We start from the raw sequence: 17,825 nt of genomic DNA on the forward strand, positions 1-17,825 counted from the left end.
CCTGCCCCACCCCTGCCCACCTGCCCACCCCTGACCCCTGTTGATCATGAAGTTAGCGACCTCGAACAGCCCTCGGCGGCGCGCTAACTTCATGATCAACGGGGTGAGTCAACGGGGGTGGGGTGTCGGGAATGTTGCTGGGGTGGGTGCAACCTTGGGTGGGGGTGGGGCGTGCTATCTCCGTGAGCGCGGTGCGGGGGTGAAGCTCCGGGCTGGACGCGGTCACTGACGGGGGGAGTGCCCGGCGCTGAAGGGTGGCGGCGGGCACCGGTCTCGTTTTGATCAACATGGATCACAGAAACGCGACGGAAGTCCACGGGGGACAGATGCGTACTTCTGCGCGATCCGGGCTGGACGCTGCTCGCGGCGCCGATCCGGCCACCGAAACCGGCGGCTCCACGCTGCCCGCACATGTTGTTGTACTGATCGCGGCGCTCTCCGCCGGTGTGGTCGCCCAGGGCGGCTACTACCCGCCCGGGCGGTGGCTGGTCACCGTGCTGGTGGCGGTCGCCCTGCTCGTCGCCCTCCGACTTTCGCCCCGGGTACGGCGTGACGCCTGGCCGGTGGTGGTGGCCTGCGGTGCCCTGGCCGGCTGGATCCTGGTACGGGCGGTCATCGCGGACGCGTACCCGGTGGCGCTCGGGGCGGTCGCCACGCTCGGCGGCGTCGCCGCGGTGGTGCTGATCCTGACGCGTACCACCCTGTTCGAGCGGGAGCGGTTGGCCGGGGCGCTGGTCGGCCTCGGGGTGCTGGTCGCCGTGACCGCCTGGATCGGGGTCGCGTACCGGGTGCCCCGGTTCGCGGTGCTGGTCGAGGGTCGGCTGTGGCGGGGTGCGTCCACACTCACCTATCCCAACGCCGCCGCGGCACTGCTCGCCCCGCTCGCACTGCTCGCGATCGCGCTGCTGCTCGCCCGGCCCGACGGTGGTCTCGCGGCGCAACGGGCGGAGCGCGTCGGGTCGCTGGTCCGCGCCGGGGCGGCGTACCTGCTGCTGGTCGGCACGGGGGCGGCACTGAGCCGGGCCGGGTTGATCGCGCTGGTGGCCGGACTGGTGGTGCTCACGATCGCCGCCGGTCCGTGGCTGACCATCTCCCGGGCGGGCCCGCTGATCCTGGGCGCGGGAATCGCCGTGGTCACGCTCGTACCGTCGACCCCGGCCACCGGGCAACCACAACCCGCGCTCGCCATGTTCGGCCTCGCGGCCGGAGCCCTCATCGTCCTCGGCTCGGTCCTGCTGCCCGTCCGGGTACGGGTGGTCGCGATGCTGGTGACCGTGCTGGCCGGCGGGCTGACCCTGTTGAGCCAGTGGGACTCGGAGCACCTGCGGGCGGTCCTGGCGAGCCGGGGCAACTTCAACTCGCCCGGCCGCAGCGGTGCCGCGACGGCCGCGTTCGACCTGGTCGCGGCGAACCCGTGGATCGGGACCGGCGTGGGCCAGGCCCGTTTCCTCTGGGTGACGCCCAACGGGAACGGCGCCCTGGCGCTCTACGCCCACAACGAGTACCTGCAACTTCTCGTCGACCTCGGCGTGGTCGGCGGGATCGGATTACTGGCACTGCTCGCGGCGATGGCCCTGGCCGTCCGCCGGGGCGGTGCGGACCAGCACCGGGCCGGGATCAGGGCCGGTGCGTTTGCCGCACTCACGGCGTTCGCCGTGCACAGCGGCTTCGACTTCCTGTGGCACATCGCGGTTCTGCCGCTCGTCGGCGCACTGCTCGTCGGGCTCGCCGCGCCCGCCACCGGGGAGATCCAACCCAGTTCGACGGTAGTAGAGGAGAAGCAATGAAGATGTCCCGCTTCCGGGCGTCAGCACTCGCCCTGGTGGCCATCGCGGTGGGCGGCGTGATCGCGTTCGCCCTGCCGGCCGGCGCGGCGGTCAGCGTGCAGTCGGAGTCGCCCTCGGTGGCGGCCGTGACCCTGGGCGGCAAGGCCCGGCTCGACGCGAACGGCGCGGTGGTGTTCGCGCCGGTCAAGGTCGCCTGCACGCCCGGTTCGTACGCCGCCCTGACGGTGGAGGTCACCCAGGCGGTGGGCAACAACATCGCCAAGGGCGACAAGACGGTCACCATCCAGGAGTGCACCGGCGACCAGCAGAAGCTCAACGTCGCGGTGACCCCGGACCTGAAGCCCTACCGCAAGGGTGTCGCGTTCGGATCGGCCCGACTCGAGGTCTGCGACCACGTCGGCTGCAAGACCGTGTACGACGAGCGCAAGATCGACATCATCAAGTAACACCAGCACCAGGCTCCGTAGAGCGGGGGTCGTGCCCCCGGGACCGTTTCATGGTCCCGGGGGCACGGTCGGTTCCGTAGCCGGATGAGTCAGCGGAGGCCGGCGAGGATCCGGTCCACCGGCTGGTCGGCGCGGAGCAGCAGGGGAGTGGCGCCGACCGTGGTGCCGGCACCGCCGGCCGCGCGCAGCGGTGCGCCGACCGCCCCGCTCTGCCCACCGGGTGCCGTTGGCACCGTGACCGGCGTACCGGACGCGGACCAGAGCACCAGCGTGCTGGCGCCGCCCCGGACGAAGGCGACCCCGTTGAGCTTGCCGGCGGCGGAGGCGGGCAACGGGGTGACGGTCGCGTCCCGGGCCGCCTCGGCCAGGCTCGCCATCATCGCGCCCGCCTCGCGTTCGGTGCCGTTCGGGTCGAGCAGTCCGTACCGGACCTCGCTGCCGGCGGCGTTGTTCGGGTTGTACGCCAACGGCAGCCAGGCGATCTCGCCGATGCCACCGGCGACCAGCAGGGTGACGGTCTTGACCATCTCGGCGGCCCGGCTGGCCGGGTCGCCGTCGCCGTCGCGCCAGAACTGGCCGACCTCCCACGCCTGGATCGGCACCCCGGCCGGTGTCCGCTCCCGCAGATACTCCAGCAGCGGCGGCACCCCGTCGAAGTGCTCGTAGAAGTGCAGCTGCCGGACGTCGACCGTACGGTCCGCGAACAGGGTCTCGGTGGCGGCCAGGAACCGCAGGCTGCGGGTGTTGGTGTCGGTGCCGAGCGCCTTGCGTAGCGCCGCCTCCCCGGTCACCACCGGGATCTGCTGGCCCCGGGTGCCGACCCGCCGCTGGAAGTACGCCTGGTAGGCGGCGACCGCGTCGGGCACCCGCCCGGCCCGGAGCAACCGGTCGGCGACCCCCATGCCGTACGCGACGCTGCTGATGCCGGAGTCGACCACCAGTGCCTGCGGGTCGGTCGCGCGGATCGACTCGGCGGCGGCCTTGACCAGGCGTACGTAGTCCTCGGGGCTGCCGGCCCAGTAACTCGGCGCGTTGACCTCGTTCTCGATCGCGTACTCCCGTACCCCGTACGGGGCGTAGCGGGCCACCACCGCGCCGACGAACTTCCGGTACGCGGCCAGGTCGGTCGGCATCGCCGACTCGGTCTTGTTCGCCGCCCCCCGGGTGTACGCCGCGGTGCCCCCGGTCGCCCAGCACACCCCGGTACGGATCTTCAGGTGCAGCCTGATGCCGAGGTCACGGCTGCGGGTGGCGATCCGGTCCAGTTCGGCCCAGTCGAGCTGCCCCGAGGTCCGCTCGATCTCGCACCAGGTGAGTTCCTCGTAGGTGGCCGAGCCGCCGATCTTCGCCAGGTACGGCGCGAACTGGTCGTAGCGGGACCAGTCCCAGTGGGCCCCGAACGGGTTGCTCACCCCGTCGACGGGGCGCCCCGGTCCGGTGTCGCCGGGTGCCGGCGTACCGGAGGGGGTGCCGTTGCCCGGCGGTGCCGGCGGCGGCGCCTGCTCGCCGTCGGAGGTGCACCCGGCGCCGACCAGCACCACGGCGGCGAGTACGGCGGCGGCCAGCGCCCGCACCCGGCCCCGCCCCACGCGCGTCACCGGTAACCCAGGGCGCGCAGCGTACGCCCGGAGAAGATCCAGACCAGCAGGCGCAGGAACGGGTCCAGTTCACGCCGGTAGGTGCCGACCCGGGACGGGTAGATCGGCGCGGCCACGTCCGCCGCCGCCCGCCGCCTGTCCGCCTCGGTGGTGTACTTCTGGGCCACGTCGTGCTGCTTGCTGCCGTAGTCGAGGATGCCGTCCTCCCACGGTTCGCCGAGGAACTCGAACAGCCGCCGCATCGCCTTCTCCGGCTCGGTCACGGTCTGCTCGTACCTCAGCTCGTAGTAGCGGTCCGCCGGCAGGGTCGCGCCGACCGCACGGGCGGTACGGATGTAGCGCGGCCACTTGACCACGCACTTCACCGCCGACCAGTAGCCGAACCGTTTGCGGTGCGAGACCACCACGTCCCGCCCGTCCCGGATCAGGTGCACGATCTGGGCGTCCGGGAAGACCTCGGTGACGAAGTCGAGCGACATCGCGTACAGCGGGGTCTTGTCGGCCCACCGGGTCTTGCCCCGGGCGGCGGCGTAGTCGGCGTGCACACCGCCGAAGAACTCCCGGATCCGGCGCAGCCAGTCCTCGCGCGGGAAGCCGAAGCGGGACAGCCGTTCCCAGTCCCGCCCGACGATCCGTTGCAGGTCCGGCAGGAACCGGGTCTCCGGGCCGCAACTGATGGAGGAGTGCGAGTCGAGCACCAGCCGCAGCATCGTGGTGCCGGACCGCTGGCACCCGACCAGGAAGATCGGCGCGGTGTGGGGTTCGGGCTCAGCCACGGTCGGCCGCCTTCCGGTCGGATCCAGCATCAGCGGCGACGGGCACGTCCGCGGTGGTGGGCGTGCTCAGGGCGGCGGCGGGGGCGAGCCGGGCGGTCAGCTCGTCGCAGAGCACCCGGACGCGTGGGTCGATCGGTAGCTGCCGCCCGGCCGATCCGTCCGGTACGCCGTGGGACCGGCGCGGGGCGATGTGCGCGTGCAGCCGTGGGTGGTAGGGGAAGTCGAGGAAGGTACAGAGCCGGCGGAGCTGCGCCCCCGGATCGGCGACCAGGTTGTCGTACCGGCAGAGCAGGACGTCGGGGCGCTCGGACAGGCCGAGGCCAAAGTAGAGCGAATTGCGTACGTACCAGAAGAGTGCGGCGGCGCTGTGCGGGTCCAGCCGCTTCGGGTCGCAGTCCCGGATCAGCTCCACCGTCGCCGGGTCGAGCCGCTGCCCCTGCCACCGTTCGCCGATGCTGCCGTCGGCGATCGCGCGCACCGCCCGCAGGTTGGCGTCACCGAACTTCGCCACCTCGGACCGGGCCCGGTCGTCGACGTCCCGGTAGACCCAGAGCGCGCGTCCGGGCGCCAGCCCCGGCAGGGCCAGCAGCTCGTCCACCCGGTGGCTCTCGCAGAGCGGCTTGACCAGGACGTACGCGTGCCGGCTGCGCCCGATCGTCGCGGTCAGCACGTCGTCGGGGCGGAGCTGGAAGCGGTGGAAGACGGTCTGGTCGTTCTCGTTGCGTACCTCGACCTCGGGGGCCGAATCCAGCCCTCGGACCAGCATGTTCGTGCCCGAGCGTTGCAGACCGACCAGGTAGACCGGCATCGCCGAGCCGGGTGCGCGCCCGGCCCGCCGCCGCCAGCGTCGTTTCGCCAACGCGGTGCCGATTCGGTCGACCGGATTCAGCCGGTCCTCCTCGATCAGCCGGCCGATCCCCTCCGTACGGGCCCAGCGCAGATGCCGCGCCACCCGCCTGGCGGTGTACGCGAACGCGGAGACCTCGTTGTCGGCTGCCACGGTCCTCCTCGCTCGGGCACCGGCACTACCCTGCGGGAAAGCGGGGTACGGCCGGCGGCGGAGCCAGGTTATCGGGAGATCATGGCGGGAGGCCAGGCTGCGGGCCGTACGGGCACACAAAGATCATCCGTTCAGGCACATGACTGGACTCCCCGACCCGCCCTGCATACCGTGAGCCCTGGTCGGGGCAGGCAGGCCCCGATCACCACCCCCGGGCCGGGTTCGCCCGATCGACGTGAGCGGGCCGAGTCGATGCGTGTGCTGCATGTGAACAAGTACCTCTACCGCCGTGGCGGTGCGGAGGGCTACCTGCTCGACCTGGCCGCGTTGCAGCGGGCAGCCGGCGACACGGTCGCCTACTTCGGCATGACCCACCCGGAGAACGAGGCCCCGCTGCCGTACGCCGGGCACTTCCCGACCGAGGTGGAGTTGGAGCCGGCGCCGAGCGGACTGCGCCCCCGCGCGACGGCCGCCGCCCGGATGCTCTGGTCACCGTCGAGCCGCCGGGGACTGGCCCGGGTGATCGAGGACTTCCGGCCGGACGTGCTGCACCTGCACAACATCTACCACCAGCTCTCCCCGTCGGTGCTCGCCGCGGCCCGGTCCGCCGGGGTGCCATGCCTGCTCACCATGCATGACTACAAACTGGCCTGCCCCAGCTACCAGCTCCTCGACCAGGGTCGGCCCTGCCAGGCCTGCGTCACCGGCGGACCCTTGCAGGCGGCCCGGCGACGGTGCAAGGACGGGTCGCTGTCGCGCAGCGCCCTGCTCGCGGTCGAGTCCTGGCTGCACCGCGAACTGCGCGCGTACGACCCGGTGCAGGTCTTCGTCAGCCCGAGCGGTTTCCTGGCCGACGTGATGCGTCGCGCCGGGGTGTACCCGGACCGGTTGCGGGTGGTGAACCACTTCGTCGACCTGACCGGGATCGCGGCCAAGGGGCAACCCGGCGGCGGTGTCGTGTTCGCCGGCCGGCTGGCCCCGGAGAAGGGCGTCGACGTGCTGGTCGAGGCGGTCGCCGCGCTGCCGGACGGGGTTCCGGTCGACATCGCCGGGGACGGTCCGGCCCGTACGGAGCTGGAGGCGCTCGCGGCGCGGATGGTTCCGGGCCGGATCCGCTTCCACGGCCGGCTGGACAAGTCCCGGCTGCACGACCTGGTCCGGTCGGCGGCGGTGGTGGCCGTGCCGTCGCGGTGGCACGAGAACCAGCCGATGGCGGTGCTGGAGGCGTACGCCTGTGGGGTTCCGGTGGTCACCACCGACCTGGGTGGCCTGCCGGAGCTGGTCGAACCGGGGGTGGACGGGATGATTGTCGCGGCGGACGACGTCGCCGGGCTCGCCGCCGCCCTGGGCGAGCTGGTCGCCGACCCGGTGCGGGCGTTCGAGATGGGGCGGGCCGGTCGGGCGCGGGTGGCCCGCGACTTCGCCCCGCAGCGGCACCTGGACCGGATCCGCGACCTGTACCAGCAGGCCGCCGAGGCCGTGCCGGCCCGTGACCGGCGGGTACCGTCGCCGGTCGGTGCCCTCCCGAGCGGCGCGGGCGCGCAGGGGGACGGGGGAGCGGTCCGGTGAGCGCGGTCCGGGTCCTCTACCTCGCCGGCAGCGGGCGCAGCGGCAGCACCCTGGTCACCACGGTCCTGGGCCAGTTGCCCGGCTTCTTCGCCGCCGGCGAGCTGCGCTACCTGTGGCGTCGCGGCATCCTGGACAACCGCCCCTGCGGGTGCGGGCTTCCGCTCGGCGACTGTCCGATCTGGACCGCCGTCCTGCGGGACCTGCCGGACGCGGATCCGGCGGGCATCGCCGGCCGGCTCGCCGACCGGCTCCGGCTGCGCCGGCTGCCGGCGTTGCTGCGCCGGCACCGTCGTGGTCGCCCGCCGGTGCCCGGTCACCCCGACGACGACCAACTGACCCTGTTGTACGCCTCGATCGCCGCACACGCCTTCCCCGACGGTACGGGCGGCGTGATCGTCGACTCGTCGAAACTGCCCCCGTACGGGGCGCTGCTCGGCAGCCTCCCCGGTGTGGAGTTGTACGTCCTGCACGTGGTCCGGGATCCGCGCGCCACCGCGTTCTCCTGGCGCCGTCGGCGGGGGCTGGACGGCGGCACCGACGACCGGCTGATGAGCCGCCCCCCGGCGTGGAAGGCCGCCCTGCTCTGGCTGGTCTGGAACACCATCACCGTACGGCTGTGGGGTTCGTCGGACCGGTATCTCCGGGTCCGGTACGAGGACTTCGTCGCCGCCCCGGCCGACACCACCGCCCGGATCGCCCGGTTCGTCGGCGCCACACCGGGTGAGTTGCCGTTCCCGACCCCGGACACGGTCCGGCTCGCCGCCACCCACTCGGTCGCCGGGAACCCCTCCCGGCACCGCACCGGCGTGGTCGGTGTGGTCGCCGACAGCGAGTGGCTCGCCGCGCTCCCGACCAGGGCGTACGTCACCGTGACCGGGTTGACCGGGCCGACCCTGCGCCGGTTCGGCTACCCGGTGCGCCGCCCCGCCGCCCCGGCCACCGTTCCCGTGGCCGCCGTCGAACCCGAACCGACCGCTGTTTCCTCCTCACCCGCCACCCGGCAGGAAGGCTGAACGATGCTCTCACTGGTGGTGGGCACCGGCCGGTGCGGTTCGACGCTGGTCCAGGAGCTGCTCTCCCGGCACCCGGCGGTCGGGTTCGTCTCCGGGCTGGACGACAAGCTCGCCCGGCTCAACCCGAAGGGTCGGTTCAACGGAGTTCTCTACCGGCGTTCCGCGCCGCGCCCGGCCGGCATGACCTCGTTGCGGCACAGCCGCCGGCTGTTGGAGCGGGGTCGGCTGCGGGTGGCGCCGTCGGAGGCGTACCACCTGCTCGACCGGCAGGTGCTGGGCGGATTCTCCCGGCCGTGCCGGGACCTGCTCGCCGAGGACCTGACCCCGTTCGTGGCCCGTCGGCTGCGCGCCTTCTTCGACGACCGGATCGCCCGGCAGGGCTGTGAGCAGTTGGTGCAGCACGTGACCGGGTGGCCGCGTACCGGCTTTCTGCACGCGGCGTACCCGGATCTGCGGGTGGTCAACGTGGTCCGGGACGGCCGGGCGGTGGCCAACTCCTGGCTCCAGATGGGCTGGTGGGACGGGTGGCGCGGGCCGGACAACTGGATCTACGGCTCGCTCCCGGACGACCTGCGCCAGGAGTGGGCGGAGTCCGGCCAGTCGTTCCAGGTGCTCGCCGCTCTCGGCTGGAAGATGCTGATGGAGGCGTTCGCGCAGGCCCGGCTGCGGCATCCGGCCGACCAGTGGCTCGACGTCCGGTACGAGGACCTGGTCGCGCAGCCGCGCGAGGAGGTCGGTCGGATGCTCGACTTCCTCGGGCTGGACTGGTCACCGGCGTTCCAGAAGGGCTTCGCCCGGTACGACTTCCCGCCGGGGCGGGCTGCGGCGTACCGGGACGAACTCAGCCCGGCCCAGCTCGGCGCGGTCGAGCGGGTGCTGGAGAAGCCGCTGGCCGAGTGGGGTTACCCGATCTGATCCGTACCCCGCCCGATCAGCGGCCGGCGGCTCAGTTCGGGCCGGTGTCGAACCGACGGATGGCCAGCGGCATGAAGATCACGATCAGCAGCACCGACCAGCCGACCGTCGCGATGATCGGGTGGGCGATCGGCCAGGCCGGGTCGACGGCGGTGCTGGCCGGGTTGCCGAAGAGCTGACGGCAGGCGGCGACGGACGCGCTGACCGGGTTCCACTCGGCGACCGTGCGCAGCACGGTCGGCATTCCCTCGGTCGGCACGAAGACGTTCGAGATCATCGTGACCGGCATGATCAGCGGGCCGAGTTTCGCCGCCGTCTGCACGTTGCGGATCACCGTCCCGAGGAAGAGCCCGACCCACGAGATCGCGAACTGCAACAGCATCAGCAGCCCGAACCCGGCCAGCGCGGATCCCGGACCGGTCTGCACCCGCCAGCCGACGACCAGCCCGGCGCAGGCCATCACCAGCAGGCTCACCGCGTTGGTCAGCAGGTCGGACAGGGTCTGTCCGAACAGGATGGACGAGCGTTCGGCCGGCATCGACCGGAACCGGTCCATCACCCCGAGGTCGCTGTCACCGACGAGCGTGATCATCGCGGTGACCAGGGTGGTCACCGTCGACATCACGAACAGGCCCGGCATCAGGTACGCCCGGTAGTTGGCTCCCTCGGCGATCGGGATGGCGCTGCCGAAGACGTACCCGAAGAGGACCACCGCGGTCAGCGGGAAGGCGACCGTACCGACGATCTGGCCCGGTGCGTGTTTGAGTTGCAGCAGGTTGCGGTGGCAGATGGTCAGGATGTCGATGACCCGCCAGCGCAGTCGGGCCAGCCCGACGCTGTCGGTCACGCCGACGGGTTCGACGCCGGTGCCGATCGTGGTCATCCGACAGTCTCCTTGAGCGTCGCGCCGTCGCTGTCCCGGCTTTCCTCGGCCGGGTTGCCGGTCAGTCTGAGGAACACCTCGTCCAGGGTCGGGCGGCGTACCGCCACGTCCTGCGGGTCCACCCCGGCCTGGTCGAGCAGTCGTACGACCGCGGGCAGGGTGAGGGTGTCGGCGCCGATCGGCACGCTGAGCAGCCGCCGGTCGGGGTCGACGTCCGGTGCCGCGCCGGCCAGTCGGGCCAGCACCGCCCCGGTGGATTCGAGTTCGCCCGGCGTACGGACCACCACGTCGATCCGGCCGCCGAGTTGTGCCTTGAGCGCGTCCGGGGTGCCCGAGGTCACCACCCTGCCGTGGTCGATCACCGCGATGTGCTGCGCCAACTGGTCTGCCTCGTCCAGGTACTGGGTGGTCAGCAGGACGGTCATGCCGTCGGCGACGAGTTCCCGGACGGTCTGCCAGATCTCGTTGCGGCTGCGCGGGTCGAGCCCGGTGGTCGGCTCGTCCAGGAAGAGCACGGCGGGGGAGACGATCAGGCTGGAGATCAGGTCGAGCCGGCGGCGCATGCCTCCGGAGTAGGTCCGGACCAGCCGGTCGGCGGCGTGCGCGAGGTCGAAGCGGGTCAGCAGGTCGTCGGCGCGGCGCTTCGCGGTGGCTCGGGTGAGGTGGAACAGGCGACCGAAGATGTGCAGGTTCTCCCGGCCGGTGAGTCCCTCGTCCAGAGCGGCGTACTGGCCGGCGAGGCCGATCCGGTGGCGTACCCGGACGGCCTCCCGGACCACGTCGTGGCCGGCGACGAAGGCGCGCCCGGCGTCCGGCCGGGTGAGCGTGGCGAAGATCCGGACGGCGGTGCTCTTGCCGGCGCCGTTCGGGCCGAGCAGCCCGTAGACCGTGCCGGCGGGCACCGCCAGGTCGAGCCCGGCGAGGGCCCGGGTGGAGCCGAACCGTTTGTGCAGCCCCTCCGCCACGACAACCGGGTCGCCTGGTGCCTGTGCCACGGAACCTCCCACTGGGTACGCCGTACGCGGTTGGATGTCCTGCACGCTAGCTAACCGGGTACGCTGTACGCAAGAGCGGGACCGGATTGACGGCGTCCACGTACGACAGCGACACCGGAAGGCACGTTGGTGGCAACAGGCGACAGGCGAAGTGGCGATTCCCGGCACGGGCCGGCTCCCGACCTGCCCACGGCGGTACGGGTCAGCCTCCCCGCCCCGCCCTCCTCGCGCGGACCCGCCCCGACGTACAGCCGGGCACAGGTGGCCGCCGCCGCGATCAGAATCGCCGACGAGCACGGCATCGAGGCGGTCTCCATGCGCCGGGTCGCCGCCGCCCTCGGCACCGGCCCGATGAGCCTCTACCGCTACGTCGACAACAAGGAAGCCCTCTGCGAGCTGATGCTCGACCACATGTTCGGCGAGACCGAGCTGCCCCAACCGACCGGCGACTGGCGGGTCGACCTGGCCGAAGTGGCCCGGAGCCTGCGCCGGGCGCAGCTCAGCCACCCGTGGCTGGCCCGGATCGCCGCCGGTCGACCGGCGATGGGGCCGAACATGCTGGACATCTTCGAGTACGGGATGTCCATCCTGGACCGGCTTGACCTGGACACCGCCGACATGCTGGAGATCTTCGCCCTGGTCAGCAGCTGGGTTGGCGGGTTCGTCCAGGAGGAGGTCGCCGAGCAGGCGGCTCGCCGGGACCGGGGGATGGACGAGCGGGAGTGGCAGCAGAGCATGTCCCGCTATCTGGAGACGTTGACCGCCAGCGGGAACTACCCGTACTTCACCCGGGTGGTGCGGGCCGGTGCGGACCGGGACTTCGACACCCGGTTCGAGCGCGGGCTCGACCGGATCCTCACCGGGATCGAGGCAACCCTGCCGGGTTAGCCACGCCACCTCGCGCGGGCCGGCGAACCGTACCAGCGGATCTTGGCATAACCTATAGGGAACGTACGTTTTGTTCACCTGGGGAGGTTGTGCGGATGGGAAAGCTTCGAGGCGCCCGGCGGGGTGCGGCACTGGTCATGGGCGCGGCACTGGCGATCAGCGGCCTGGCCGGGTGCGCCAAGGACGACACCGGCGCCACCACGGCCGACGGCGTCAAGCTGGTCTCGGCAGGCAAGCTCACCACCTGCACCCACCTGCCGTACTCGCCGTTCCAGTCCAAGGACGGCAGCGGCAAGGTGGTCGGCTTCGACGTCGACCTGGTCGACCTCGCCGCCAAGAAGCTCGGCGTCACGCAGGAGATCATCGACACCCCGTTCGAGGGGATCAAGTCCGGGGCCGACCTCAACTCCGGCAAGTGCGACGTGGCGGCGGCGGGCATGACCATCACCGACGCCCGCAAGGAGGTGCTGGACTTCAGCGCCCCGTACTTCGACGCCACCCAGGCCCTCGTGGTGCCGGTCGGCAAGCCGTACAAGACGCTGGCGGACCTGGTCGGCAAGCGGCTCGGGGTGCAGGGCGCCACCACCGGCGAGGACTACGTCAAGGCCCAGGTCGCGCAGCAGAACCTGAAGATCGAGGTGGTCTCGTACAAGGACCTCGGCGCCGAGCAGCAGGCCCTGGCGACCGGCCAGATCGAGGCCGCCGTCGGTGACCTGCCGGTGTGGAACGAGTACGTCAAGGCCAACCCCGGCAAGGTTCTCGTCGCGGGCGGCTTCGACACCGGCGAGCAGTACGGTTTCGCGGTCAAGAAGGGCGGCGACCCGAGGCTGCTGGCGGCGATCAACGACGCGCTCGCCGCGGCACGGGCGGACGGCAGCTATGACACGATCTACGAGAAGTGGATCGGCGCGAAGCCGGCGAGCTGACCGGGTCCGGGAACAACATCGCCCGGTGGCACCCGCCGCCGGGCGATCTGGGGGAGGCATGGCAGAACCAGAGACGCTCGCGGCCGGGAGCGGGGCACCACCCGCCCCGGCCCCGCCGCCGGTCCGACGCCGCCGGCTCGGCCGCCGCCAACGGCAACGGCTCGGACGTACGGCCGGATACCTGGTCTTCGTCGCGCTGCTGCTCGCCGTGGTGGCGGCCGCCGACTGGGGGACCCTGGCCGACGCCTTCTTCCGGCTCGACGTCGCCGGGGAGATGTTCCCCGAGGCGATAACCGTCGCGCTGCGCAACACCATCGTCTACACCCTGCTGGCGTTCGCCTTCGGGTTGGTGCTCGGCCTGGTGCTGGCGCTGATGCGCCTGTCGTCGGTCGGACCGTACCGCTGGTTCGCCACCGGTTACATCGAGCTGTTCCGCGGCCTGCCGTCGCTGCTGGTCCTGTTCATGGTCGGCTACGGCGTGCCGCTCGCCTTCCCCAACCGGGAGATCCCCGGCGGGGTGTACGGGGCGGTCACCATCGGACTCGGGGTGACCGCCGCGGCGTACATGGCGGAGACGATCCGGGCCGGGATCCAGGCCGTCCCGAAGGGACAGTTGGAGGCGGCCCGGACCCTGGGCATGTCGCACGGGCGGGCGATGGTCTCGATCGTGCTGCCGCAGGCGTTCCGGATCGTGATCCCGCCGTTGACCAACGAGATCATCCTGCTCACCAAGGACACCTCGCTGGCGTACGTCCTGGGCGTCACCGCGACCACGATCGAGCTGACCAAGTTCGCCGGCGACGCCCTCAACACCAGGGTCAACCCGACCCCGCTGGTGGTGGCCGGTCTGCTGTACCTGGCGATCACGCTGCCGCTGTCGCAACTGGTCCGGTGGCTGGAACGCCGGGCCGCGAAGGAGAGGTGACCCGGCGGTGCCGGCGATCGAGATTCGCAACCTGCACAAGGCGTTCGGCAAGCTCGAGGTGCTGCGCGGCATCGACCTGTCGGTGGAGACCGGCGAGGTCGTCTGCGTGATCGGACCCTCCGGTTCGGGCAAGTCGACCCTGCTGCGCTGCGTCAACCTGCTGGAACAGCCGACCAGCGGGTCGGTGCACGTGGCCGGCGTCGAGGTCACCGACCCGGACTGCGACATCGACGACGTACGCCGCCGGATCGGCATGGTCTTCCAGCAGTTCAACCTCTTCGGCCACCTGCGCGTACGCGAGAACCTGACCATCGCCCAGCGCCGGGTGCTCGGCCGTACGCGCGCCGAGGCGGACCGGATCGCGGCGGTGAACCTCGACCGGGTCGGCCTGGCCGACAAGGCCAACGCCTATCCGGCACAGCTCTCCGGTGGGCAGCAGCAGCGGGTCGCCATCGCCCGAGCGCTGGCGATGGACCCGCAGCTCATGCTCTTCGACGAGCCGACCAGCGCACTCGACCCGGAACTCGTCGGTGAGGTGCTCGCGGTGATGCGGGGACTGGCCGCCGAGGGCATGACGATGCTGGTCGTGACGCACGAGATGAGCTTCGCCCGTGAGGTCGCGTCGCGGGTGGTCTTCATGGACGGCGGCACCGTTGTCGAGTCGGGTCCGCCCGAGGAGGTCTTCGGGTCCCCGCGCGAGCCCCGTACCCGGGAGTTCCTGCACCGGGTGCTGGAACCGACCCGGGTCAGCGAGGCCGAGATCGGCGCCCACGTACCGGCCGGGAGCTAGCGCGGTCCGGGGCAGGTCTCAGCGCTTGCGGGCCACGCCGCCGTAGACCGAGACCGCCACGTCGCTGGGGCGCTCCCCGGTCCTGGTCGGGCCGAGGTCTGGCCGCCAGTCCGGCAGCACCCGCACCCCCGGCTCGACCAGGTCCAGACCGTCGAAGAAGCGTTCGATCTGCGGCTTGGGGCGTACCTGCATGGTCACCCCGGTCCTGCGGTAGATCGCGGCGACCGCCTCCCACGCCTCCGGGGCGAAGTCGCCGGTGAGGTGGGACAGCGCCAGGTAACTTCCGGAGGGCAGCGCGTCCAGCAGCCGGTTCGCCAGCGCGTACGGGTCGTCGGAGTCGGGCACGAAGTGCATGATGGCGATCAGCAGCAGCCCGACCGGCTGGTCCAGGTCCAGCGTCCGGCGCAACTGTGGCGAATCCAGGATCTGGTCCACGTCGCGCAGGTCGGCGGCGAGGTACTCGGTCCTTCCCTCCGGGGTCCCGGTGAGCAGGGCGCGGGCGTGCGCGAGCACGATCGGATCGTTGTCGACGTAGACGATCCGCGAGTCCGGGACGATGGCCTGGGCGACCTGGTGCACGTTGGGCGCGGTCGGGATGCCGGTCCCGATGTCGAGGAACTGCCGGATCCCGGCCTCCTCGGTCAGGTGACGCACCACCCGGGACAGGAAGGCCCGGTTCTCCCGGGGCGGTATCCGACTGTTGCCGTTCGCCTTCAGCCCCTGCTCCGCGGCGGCCCGGTCGGCGGCGAAGTTGTCCTTGCCGCCGAGCAGGTAGTCGTAGACGCGGGCCGGGTGCGGTCGGTCCGTACGCAGGTCGACCGAGGGCGTGTCGGGCCGCTCGGGATCCGCGTTCATCCAGTTCGTGTCGGTCATCTCCGTGCCCCCCGTGGTGATCGTGCGACCGTCCCGGACCGGGATCCTAGGCCCGGTACGGCGCTCAAGCTACCCCGTCGGTTGCGAGCACCCCGAGGTTCACCGCCCTTCCTACGTGGACGGTCGCAGCCGGAGGTAGAGCAGGGCACCGGCGGCCAGGAGCAGCGGCCAGAGCAGGTACCAACCGGTCATCACCAGCAGCGCGGTGACCGCCACCAGGGCGAACAGCGCCGAACGGTGCGCCCGGGTGCCGCGCGGCAGCAGCCGGAGCGCGGCGGCCGTACCGAGGGCGTACACCAGGACGAAACAGCCGGTGGTGAGCAGGACCAGCGGCTTCGGGCCGATCCCGGCGGCGACCGCGACCGCCATCGCCGCCCCGGCCAGCACCGACACCACCAGCAGGCTGCGCCGGGGCACCTCGCCCGCGCTGCTGCCCCGGTGAAGCCACGCCGGCAGTGCGCCGTCCCGGCCGAGCGCGGCGCCGAGCTTCGCCGCCCCGGCGAAGTACGCGTTCATCGTGCCGAGGGTGAGCAGGAGCGCGGCGACGGCGGCGAGCAGGTGCACCTCGCCGCCGATCCCGAGGGCGAGCAACTCCGCCAGCGGTGCCTCGCTCTGACCGGCGGCCGGACCGAGGACGAGTACGGTGGCACCGGCGACGCCGAGGTAGAGCACCCCGACCACCACCACCGCGACGGTGGCCGCCCGGGGCAGGTCGCGCCCGGGCCGCCGGAAGTCCGCCGCCAGATGGGTGATCGCCTCCCAGCCGGCGAAGCTCCACACCAGCAGGGCCGCCGCCGGACCGACCGCCAGCCACCCGTGCGGCGCGAACGGGCGCAGGTTGTCCCACCGCAGGTGCGGCAACGCGGCCAGCACGGCGGTCAGCAGGAGCGCCACCAGCAGCGAGGCGAGCACGAGCTGCACCCGCCCGGAGACCCGGAGGCCGAGCGCGTTCGTCACGGTCACGACGACGATCAGGATCGCCCCGGTGACCGCCATGGTGGTCGCGCCGCCGCCCAGCGCCGCCGCCACGTAACCGCCGGCGAACAGCGCCGCGGCGGGCGCGCCGGCCGGGACCGCGAAGTAGAAACACCAACCCACGATGGCCGCCGCCCGCGGACCGAAGGCGTTCCGGACGTACGTCGAGACACCGCCCGCGTCCGGGTAGCGCGCGCCCAGCGCGGCGAAGGTCGCCGCGAGCGGCATCGACAGTACGACCAGGGCCAGCCAGGCCAGCAGCGACGCCGGTCCGGCCGCCTCGGCCGCCAGCGCGGGCAGTGCGATCACGCCGGTGCCGAGCACCGCCCCGACGTAGAGCGCGGTGCCCTGGGCGACGGTCAGCCGACCGCCGGTTCGTACGGTGCTGCTGTTTTCGATCAACGAGTCGGTCACGGGTCCAACCTGCTGCACCCGGCGATCGCCGGCCAGTGGCAGGAATGACGATCTGCGGTACGTTCCTGCCATGAAGTCACCCCACACGGTCGCCCTCGTGGTCACCGACGCGATCCCGGTGTTCGAGTTCGCCGTACCGTGCGAGGTCTTCGGGATCGACCGGTCCGACCTGGTCGACCCCTGGTACGACCTGCGCCTCTGCGCGGCCGTTCCCGGCCCGCTGCGAACCTCCCTCGGCCTGCGGGTCGAGGCTCCGTACGGGCTGGACGCACTGACCGACGCGGACACCGTGGTCGTGGCCGCCTGCAACCGGTCGGTGCAGTTGCGCCCGCCCGCGCCGCTGCTCGACGCGCTGCGCCGGGCACACCACCGGGGCGCGCGGATCGTCTCCATCTGCAGCGGCGCGTACGTCCTGGCCGCCGCCGGCCTGCTCGACGGGCGCCGGGCCACCACCCACTGGATGAACGCGGTCGACTTCGCCCACCGCTTCCCCCGGGTACGGGTCGAACCGGACGTGCTCTACACCGACGAGGGCGACCTGTTCACCTCCGCCGGCACCGGCGCCGGCATCGACCTGTGCCTGCACCTGGTCCGCCTCGACCACGGCACCGCCGTCGCCAACGAGGTGGCCCGCCGGATGGTGGTGCCCCCGCACCGCGACGGTGGCCAGGCCCAGTACGCCCGACCGGTGGCCCGGGGCGAACCGCACCCGGACCTGTCCCCGTTGCTGGACTGGGCGCGAGGGCACCTGGACCGTCCGCTGACCGTGGCGGAACTGGCGCACCGGGCGCACCTGAGTCCGCGCACGTTCGCCCGGCGGTTCCGTGACACGGTCGGCACCAGCCCGTTGCAGTGGCTGGTCGAGCAGCGGGTACGGGTGGCCCAGGAGTTGCTGGAGACGACCGACGAACCGGTGGAGCGGATCGCCCGGGTGGCCGGGTTCGGCAACCCGGTCAGCCTGCGCCGGCACTTCCGCCGGGTCACCAGCGTCTCGCCGCAGACGTACCGGCACGTGTTCCGTACCGACGAACGGTGAGGAGTCGGCGGCCGGG

General features: G+C 72.1%; 17 protein-coding genes. 10 read left to right on the forward strand and 7 right to left on the reverse strand.

All coding sequences use genetic code 11. The annotated features are described in order from the left end of the window. The first annotated feature begins 326 nt into the window (after positions 1–326). Positions 327–1,787 carry an O-antigen ligase family protein gene (locus ACWEFB_RS07415; protein WP_452283169.1) on the forward strand — a complete coding sequence of 487 codons (1,461 nt, stop codon included), beginning with the start codon at positions 327–329 and terminating at the stop codon, positions 1,785–1,787. Next, positions 1,784–2,233, forward strand: a complete 450-nt coding sequence (locus ACWEFB_RS07420) for a hypothetical protein (protein ID WP_326559817.1) — start codon at positions 1,784–1,786, stop codon at positions 2,231–2,233. Before ACWEFB_RS07415 ends, ACWEFB_RS07420 begins: the two co-directional genes overlap by 4 nt. A gap of 89 nt (positions 2,234–2,322) precedes the next feature. On the opposite strand, the gene ACWEFB_RS07425 is transcribed toward ACWEFB_RS07420, so the two are convergent. Genes ACWEFB_RS07425 through ACWEFB_RS07435 form a run of 3 tightly spaced genes read right to left on the reverse strand, consistent with a single transcriptional unit; the run spans position 2,323 to position 5,607 of the window. Next, complete coding sequence (locus ACWEFB_RS07425; protein WP_452283171.1) at positions 2,323–3,831, reverse strand: hypothetical protein; 1,509 nt, start codon at positions 3,829–3,831, stop codon at positions 2,323–2,325. Continuing rightward, positions 3,828–4,607 carry a sulfotransferase family protein gene (locus tag ACWEFB_RS07430; protein ID WP_452283173.1) on the reverse strand — a complete coding sequence of 260 codons (780 nt, stop codon included), beginning with the start codon at positions 4,605–4,607 and terminating at the stop codon, positions 3,828–3,830. Before ACWEFB_RS07430 ends, ACWEFB_RS07425 begins: the two co-directional genes overlap by 4 nt. Then, positions 4,600–5,607, reverse strand: coding sequence for a hypothetical protein (locus tag ACWEFB_RS07435; protein WP_452283175.1), 1,008 nt, complete (start codon positions 5,605–5,607; stop codon positions 4,600–4,602). Before ACWEFB_RS07435 ends, ACWEFB_RS07430 begins: the two co-directional genes overlap by 8 nt. Before the next feature lie 252 nt (positions 5,608–5,859). On the opposite strand from ACWEFB_RS07435, the gene ACWEFB_RS07440 reads away from it, so the two are divergent. Genes ACWEFB_RS07440 through ACWEFB_RS07450 form a run of 3 tightly spaced genes read left to right on the forward strand, consistent with a single transcriptional unit; the run spans position 5,860 to position 9,104 of the window. Next, positions 5,860–7,176 carry a glycosyltransferase gene (locus tag ACWEFB_RS07440; protein ID WP_452283177.1) on the forward strand — a complete coding sequence of 439 codons (1,317 nt, stop codon included), beginning with the start codon at positions 5,860–5,862 and terminating at the stop codon, positions 7,174–7,176. Beyond that, on the forward strand, positions 7,173–8,189 hold the full coding sequence (locus tag ACWEFB_RS07445; protein ID WP_452283179.1) for a hypothetical protein: 1,017 nt from the start codon (positions 7,173–7,175) through the stop codon (positions 8,187–8,189). Before ACWEFB_RS07440 ends, ACWEFB_RS07445 begins: the two co-directional genes overlap by 4 nt. Positions 8,190–8,192: 3 nt before the next feature. Further along, entirely contained in the window at positions 8,193–9,104 is a 912-nt protein-coding gene (locus ACWEFB_RS07450) for a sulfotransferase family protein (protein WP_452283181.1), read from the forward strand. Positions 9,105–9,135: 31 nt separating this feature from the next. Here the strand turns inward: ACWEFB_RS07450 and ACWEFB_RS07455 are convergent, their stop codons facing one another. After that, positions 9,136–9,987 carry an ABC transporter permease gene (locus tag ACWEFB_RS07455; RefSeq protein ID WP_452283183.1) on the reverse strand — a complete coding sequence of 284 codons (852 nt, stop codon included), beginning with the start codon at positions 9,985–9,987 and terminating at the stop codon, positions 9,136–9,138. Beyond that, complete coding sequence (locus ACWEFB_RS07460; protein ID WP_452283185.1) at positions 9,984–10,982, reverse strand: ATP-binding cassette domain-containing protein; 999 nt, start codon at positions 10,980–10,982, stop codon at positions 9,984–9,986. The genes ACWEFB_RS07455 and ACWEFB_RS07460 overlap by 4 nt, the downstream gene beginning before the upstream one ends. Before the next feature lie 129 nt (positions 10,983–11,111). Between ACWEFB_RS07460 and ACWEFB_RS07465 the strand changes: the two genes are divergently transcribed. From ACWEFB_RS07465 to ACWEFB_RS07480, 4 genes are all read left to right on the forward strand, one after another. Further along, positions 11,112–11,870, forward strand: coding sequence for a TetR/AcrR family transcriptional regulator (locus tag ACWEFB_RS07465; RefSeq protein WP_452283187.1), 759 nt, complete (start codon positions 11,112–11,114; stop codon positions 11,868–11,870). A 95-nt stretch (positions 11,871–11,965) separates the two neighbouring features. Then, complete coding sequence (locus ACWEFB_RS07470) at positions 11,966–12,796, forward strand: ABC transporter substrate-binding protein (RefSeq protein WP_452283189.1); 831 nt, start codon at positions 11,966–11,968, stop codon at positions 12,794–12,796. A 58-nt stretch (positions 12,797–12,854) separates the two neighbouring features. Further along, positions 12,855–13,721, forward strand: a complete 867-nt coding sequence (locus ACWEFB_RS07475; protein ID WP_452283191.1) for an amino acid ABC transporter permease — start codon at positions 12,855–12,857, stop codon at positions 13,719–13,721. Positions 13,722–13,728: 7 nt separating this feature from the next. Further along, positions 13,729–14,511, forward strand: a complete 783-nt coding sequence (locus tag ACWEFB_RS07480) for an amino acid ABC transporter ATP-binding protein (RefSeq protein ID WP_452283193.1) — start codon at positions 13,729–13,731, stop codon at positions 14,509–14,511. 18 nt (positions 14,512–14,529) lie between these two features. Here the strand turns inward: ACWEFB_RS07480 and ACWEFB_RS07485 are convergent, their stop codons facing one another. Together ACWEFB_RS07485 and ACWEFB_RS07490 are read right to left on the reverse strand one after the other, a co-directional pair. Continuing rightward, a complete protein-coding gene (locus tag ACWEFB_RS07485; RefSeq protein ID WP_452283195.1) occupies positions 14,530–15,384 on the reverse strand; it encodes an SAM-dependent methyltransferase in 855 nt (284 codons plus the stop codon). Between the two features lie 111 nt (positions 15,385–15,495). Further along, complete coding sequence (locus ACWEFB_RS07490) at positions 15,496–16,773, reverse strand: APC family permease (RefSeq protein ID WP_452283197.1); 1,278 nt, start codon at positions 16,771–16,773, stop codon at positions 15,496–15,498. A gap of 70 nt (positions 16,774–16,843) precedes the next feature. Between ACWEFB_RS07490 and ACWEFB_RS07495 the strand changes: the two genes are divergently transcribed. After that, positions 16,844–17,809 carry a helix-turn-helix domain-containing protein gene (locus ACWEFB_RS07495; RefSeq protein ID WP_452283199.1) on the forward strand — a complete coding sequence of 322 codons (966 nt, stop codon included), beginning with the start codon at positions 16,844–16,846 and terminating at the stop codon, positions 17,807–17,809. Positions 17,810–17,825: the final 16 nt, after the last annotated feature.

The organism is Micromonospora sp. NPDC004704 (assembly GCF_053601675.1).

Bases quoted from the DNA above. Each gene is read 5' to 3' on its own strand.
- ACWEFB_RS07470 (WP_452283189.1), top strand. From the start codon at position 11,966: ATGGGAAAGCTTCGAGGCGCCCGGCGGGGTGCGGCACTGGTCATGGGC.
- ACWEFB_RS07455 (WP_452283183.1), bottom strand. From the start codon at position 9,987: ATGACCACGATCGGCACCGGCGTCGAACCCGTCGGCGTGACCGACAGC.
- ACWEFB_RS07440 (WP_452283177.1), top strand. From the start codon at position 5,860: ATGCGTGTGCTGCATGTGAACAAGTACCTCTACCGCCGTGGCGGTGCG.
- ACWEFB_RS07415 (WP_452283169.1), top strand. From the start codon at position 327: ATGCGTACTTCTGCGCGATCCGGGCTGGACGCTGCTCGCGGCGCCGAT.
- ACWEFB_RS07475 (WP_452283191.1), top strand. From the start codon at position 12,855: ATGGCAGAACCAGAGACGCTCGCGGCCGGGAGCGGGGCACCACCCGCC.
- ACWEFB_RS07450 (WP_452283181.1), top strand. From the start codon at position 8,193: ATGCTCTCACTGGTGGTGGGCACCGGCCGGTGCGGTTCGACGCTGGTC.
- ACWEFB_RS07420 (WP_326559817.1), top strand. From the start codon at position 1,784: ATGAAGATGTCCCGCTTCCGGGCGTCAGCACTCGCCCTGGTGGCCATC.
- ACWEFB_RS07485 (WP_452283195.1), bottom strand. From the start codon at position 15,384: ATGACCGACACGAACTGGATGAACGCGGATCCCGAGCGGCCCGACACG.
- ACWEFB_RS07495 (WP_452283199.1), top strand. From the start codon at position 16,844: ATGAAGTCACCCCACACGGTCGCCCTCGTGGTCACCGACGCGATCCCG.